The sequence below is a fragment of the bacterium genome, assembly GCA_024228115.1.
Classification (GTDB): Bacteria; Myxococcota_A; UBA9160; order UBA9160; family UBA6930.
Genome location: JAAETT010000064.1, coordinates 1 through 2,869 on the forward strand (window position 1 = coordinate 1; position 2,869 = coordinate 2,869).

Below are 2,869 nucleotides of genomic sequence, written 5' to 3' on the forward strand. Positions count from 1 at the left end.
AAGCGGGTGACGATTGGCCCCGTGGGGTGTGACGTCGCATTGACGTCGCTCCCCCGAGGTGCGGGAGCATAGGAAGAACAGTGCGACCAGGCTCTGCTGGTCGATTGGGATCGGAGGAGGGGGGGATGCTGGGGCCGGCGTGGGCCAAGGGGGGGGGGGGGGTCCCTCCCGCCGCGCCCGCTCCGGCCGGGGGGGGGCGGGGGGGGGGGGGGGGGGGGGGGATTCAATCCCCCAGGGTAACGTGTTGGTGCTCCGCCTAATGGAGCAACCGGAGGACATCGCATTGGATCCCGCTTCGACGGCTGACGCGATCGAGATCTTGACGAAGATCGATGGCCTCTACACGAAGGCTTGGAACCAGTTGCTCCTCTACGTCACCTTGCTGTTCGTGGTGATTGGGGTCTTCGTTCCGGTGGTCCAGCAGTGGTTTCACCGCCGCTCTCTGCGAGACGATGAGGACAGGCTGAGGGCGAGTCTCGACGAGAGCCTGAAGGAAAGCATGTCCGAAGCTCGAGCAACAATCGCCGCTGCAGTGGACGAACGAATCGCTGCTCTAGGTTAGGCGGGGTTCGAATCCAGGGGGGCCAACGTCGTTGCCTGCAGGTGGCCAAGTCGGAGCCCTGTACGGGTTTGGGACTGGCTGCTGCCCCTGACCTGAACCCCGACCGTCACGATGCTGAGGAGCAGCCCGGCGACTTCGAAGCGAGCCCTCGACTGAATTCAGACCAACCGAGGGCCGCCCGGGCGCGGGGGCCGGCGTGTCGGGCCGGCCGCCTGAGATCCCTTTTGGATTCGTCAACGCGTGGAGGGGCGCAGCGGGCACCCTATGGGTCGGTGCGGATCTGGCGGAGCCACTGCAGACCCTGCTCGCGGGTTGCGGAGACCTCGAGGGGGAACGGAAACGTGATGAACCATCCGATCGCAGTCAGGATCCCGCGATGGACCGCTTTCCGCGTGATGTAGGCGACACCCCGGCAACGCAGCTGCAGCGCCTCCCGATTGCGCGAGAAGAAGTCGACGAATTCCTTGCGTTCGAGGCTGTTGATCGGCCTGGTCCGGCTGACGTCGTACAGCAGCTTGAAGGGCACCCCGCGGTCCAGATACCCCTGCAGCCGGCGAAGGTGCGCGTCCAGCTCGGCGGTACTGGGATCCGGCGGCCAGCGGATCTCGACGAGCGGCCACTGGCCTTCGTCGTAGGCGATCCCCTCCGTCCCGCCGCGTGGGAGGCCGGCCTCCCGCTCCGCCACGATTCGAGCCATTGCGATGCCATCGGACGGCCGTTCCCAACGCTTGAGCTGGGCAACGGCGAGCACCGCCCGCCGTCGTTCCGACTGAACCGGATCGGCGGATCGCAGACGAGCCGGAGACCGTCTCACCCAGCGCGGCAGGGATACGAAGTGGCGACCCGTGGCGCTGACGATCAGCGACGCGACTCGCCCCATGCTGGCCCAGATGGACGGCTCAACAAACGGCTGGGTGCGTTGCCGGGGCAGCCCGAGGTGGTGGAGAGGGAGGAGCGTGAGGCGTAGCCGCTACGGGCTGCCGCGACCCTGACCGAGTGGGACGCTTGCACCCATCGGATTTGAACGAGCATTCCGCTTGGCCTGTGGCTGTCTTCCACATGGCGCCGCCGAGTAGCTGAAACTGCTGGAGGGCCCCGTCGCCGGCACACTCGCTGCTTCGCCTTCTAGTGCCTGTGGAAAGGGGTGCGTCGCCGTGGTGTGCGGCTTCCTGCTGTGGAGGAACACCGTGCACCGCCGAGTCCTGCCGATCCCGACTGTATTGACACTGCTGCTGACCTTGAGCCTCCCGCTCGCAACGTGTCCGGCCGCAGCCGCGAGGCTCTGGGTCCGAGATCCGAAAATCGGTCTCGTCGGCGAGGTCTATCCTCTCGCAGGTGCCCCGGTCGGAGTGCCCTTCCCGAGCTCTGGCCCAGTGCGCGGCATGGCCTTCAGCCCGACCGGCTCCCTCTACGTCGGCAACATCTTGGAATACGACGCTCTTTTGGGGGCGTGGACCGGACTCATCTTCGCGAGCCCATGGCAACATCCCCGCCGTAGAGCAGGAATCCATTCTGTCTGGCTACCAATCCGGATGTCACTACGACGCAGAGCAGCTGCGTGGGTGCGAGGTCGTCAACTACGCGCATTTCGCGTACCGAAGCCGCAACTCGTTCATGTCTGGCTCCAGCTGCGGATCCGACCGCAGAGAGGAGATGCATTGCACCATCTCCTAGTCGGTCAACTCTCCAGTACCCACGAGCCGAACGAGCCGGGCTGTCGGATCTATGCTGTACATCATGGGCATGCCCTGGCCCCTCCTATCCTTGGATCCAACAAGAGAAACCTCAGGAGGCCAACTCCGAGTGGGCGAGTAGATCGTGGAGACGTGATGGAAGGGGGCCTCCTGAACCGGCTCGGCCATCGAGCAGGCTGGATACACCTGACGAAGAACCGCCGCTCCGAAGGAGACCCGGCGAGATTCCACACGAACAGCCATGAGAACTCCTGCGGAATCGATCTTCACGCGAAGACGATGTACCTCTGCATTCTCGACCGGGAGGGAGAGGTCTTTCTTCACCGCAACATCAAGAGCCGCCCCCCGTGTGCGAACGGCCATTTTCGTCAGCGAAACTGAGACCAGGTGATCTGGCGAACGGTCGAATACAGTGGGTGTTCTCGGGGAAACTCCCGTTCGAGCTGCGACACGAATGCGCCCGGCTCGCTGAGCAGTGTAGACGCTCACTCAGAAGCGTAGAAATCTGATCATTTGGCCGGGGGGCGACGCAGCCCGCCGTTCCGGATTCCGATTCAGATCTTCCGGGTCGAAAGGTCCTTGACCCAGGGCGAACGCCCTCCCGGCTCGACCG

3 protein-coding genes are annotated in these 2,869 nt (G+C 64.7%); 2 read left to right on the forward strand and 1 reads right to left on the reverse strand.

Features of this window, described 5'->3' with window-relative positions:
• The first annotated feature begins 244 nt into the window (after positions 1-244).
• Positions 245-562 (forward strand): hypothetical protein, encoded by a 318-nt coding sequence (locus tag GY937_03755; GenBank protein ID MCP5055823.1) that lies wholly within the window; start codon positions 245-247, stop codon positions 560-562.
• A 262-nt stretch (positions 563-824) separates the two neighbouring features.
• Here the strand turns inward: GY937_03755 and GY937_03760 are convergent, their stop codons facing one another.
• On the reverse strand, positions 825-1,442 hold the full coding sequence (locus GY937_03760) for a hypothetical protein (protein MCP5055824.1): 618 nt from the start codon (positions 1,440-1,442) through the stop codon (positions 825-827).
• A gap of 949 nt (positions 1,443-2,391) precedes the next feature.
• On the opposite strand from GY937_03760, the gene GY937_03765 reads away from it, so the two are divergent.
• Complete coding sequence (locus GY937_03765; GenBank protein ID MCP5055825.1) at positions 2,392-2,637, forward strand: hypothetical protein; 246 nt, start codon at positions 2,392-2,394, stop codon at positions 2,635-2,637.
• The last annotated feature ends 232 nt before the right edge of the window (positions 2,638-2,869 follow it).

Excerpts from the sequence above, each read along its gene's own strand:
- GY937_03760 (MCP5055824.1), bottom strand. The coding sequence starts at position 1,442 with ATGGGGCGAGTCGCGTCGCTGATCGTCAGCGCCACGGGTCGCCACTTC.
- GY937_03765 (MCP5055825.1), top strand. The coding sequence starts at position 2,392 with ATGGAAGGGGGCCTCCTGAACCGGCTCGGCCATCGAGCAGGCTGGATA.